Raw genomic sequence first — 1,654 nt, forward strand, 5'->3', positions numbered from 1 at the left:
GGATGAGCGGGCGCAGGGTCTTGTCGCGCAGAAGCTTGCGCTCGGCGGTCTGCCAGTCGGCCATCGTCACTCCAGGAAAAGCAGCGCCAGCGTGCCCATCAGCATCACCAGAGCCATGGAAGGCAGCATGAGCCGCCAGACTTGCACGGGCCGCGTGCCGTCGCCGAGGAGGGCGCAAAGCATGGCGGTGGCGGCGATGCTCATGCCGGCACCGGCGCCGCCCGCGAAATTATGCAGCGCCGGGGCCAGGAGCGTGGGCAGGCCGAGTTCGCGCCCCAGCGCCACCTGGATCGGCATCAGCGCGGCATTGCTGCCGACATTGCTGCCGGTGATGAAGCCGCCGAGGAAGCCCATCGGCACCATGGCATAGGCGGCCAGCGCGCCCTTCCCCTCGATCAGCGCCTGGGCCAGGGCCTGCGCCACGCCGCTGCCCGCGAGCCAGCGGCCGAGCAGCACATAGAGCAGCATGGCGGCCGCCGGACGCTTCGCCCGTCGCAGCGCGGTGGCGGCGCGGGACCAGCCGTCGGAATGCGTGGCCAATAGGCCGAAACCGACGATCCAGAGCACCACGGCGACATGGGTGATCGGGATGCCCGGCAGCTCCTGAAAGGGGCGAAAGGCCGGCGGGTGCGGCGCCAGGCGCGCGGCAAGCAGGCAGGCCGTGAGCAGGAGGTAGGGCCAGCTCGCCTCGAGCGCCGAGCGGAGGTCCCGCGGCGGATCGGAGCGCCAGAGCGCCCAGACCGCGACGATCCCGCTCGCCACCAGCCCCACCGTCTCGAAGGGCAGGACGGCATGAAGCGCGACCAGCAACGCCACCATCGCCGCCACCATCAGCGTCTGCACGGCCTTCTCGCGCGCCGGCACCGGCACGCCGGCACGCGACTGCAGCCACCACAGCACGGGGGTGAGAGCCAGGATCCAGGCTGCGCTCGGGCGTGCGACCAGCGCCACCATCTCCTGCGCCGGCACGCCCGCGAGCACCGCACCCAACGCCGATCCGGGGCCGAGCGCGCCCCAGGGCACCATGACCTGAGACTGCAGCGCCAGCGCGATGGCGACCGCACCGCCGATCCCCATGCCGCGCAGGGCCGAAAGCGCGAAGACCGCGCCGACCGCGAAGCCGGTGACGCTCTCCAGGAAGACGCCCATGGGCACGGCCACGGCGAAGATCCGCGCGGGCGAGGGCTGCCGCGGCGCGGCGTCGCGCGCCTGCACCACCGCGGCATGGAAGAGCAGCCCGCCCGCCACGACGGCGATGGGCTGCAGCGCGAGGAAGGCAGCGCGTGGGCTCTCCCGAAGCAGCACAKSGGGGACGGTGACGCCCGCGGGAATCGTCACGGCGATGGCCGGGACGGCCAGGGCCAGCGCGATGCCGCMGGCGGGCAGCGGGCCCACCCGGCCGCTGGCGAGCAGCGCCAGCAGGACGACCAGGGGCGCGGCCTGGAGAGCGAGGGTCACCTTTTGCGCGCCTCGCTGACGGTGATGACTACGGCGCCCGAGAGGATCACGACCGCGCCCAGCCAAGTCCAGCCATCCGGCACCTCGCCCCAGAGCGCCCAGCCCACGGCGGTGATCACCACGAGGCGAAGATACTGGAAGGGCGCGACAGCGCTGGCCTCGCCAGCCCGCAGCGCTTCGGTCACCAGCCAGATGA

General features: G+C 72.9%; 2 protein-coding genes. Both read right to left on the minus strand.

The genetic code is table 11. From position 1 onward, the window contains the following. Nucleotides 1–66 precede the first annotated feature (66 nt). Nucleotides 67–1,458: an L-lactate permease gene (locus AC1DWF_RS31810; protein ID WP_476842540.1), complete on the minus strand. Its 1,392-nt coding sequence runs from the start codon at nucleotides 1,456–1,458 to the stop codon at nucleotides 67–69. Then, nucleotides 1,455–1,654: EamA family transporter (locus AC1DWF_RS31815; protein ID WP_476842541.1), on the minus strand; the 200-nt coding region annotated here is incomplete at its 5' end. The genes AC1DWF_RS31810 and AC1DWF_RS31815, both read right to left, overlap by 4 nt.

Source organism: Aminobacter sp. P4_D5 (genome assembly GCF_056401815.1).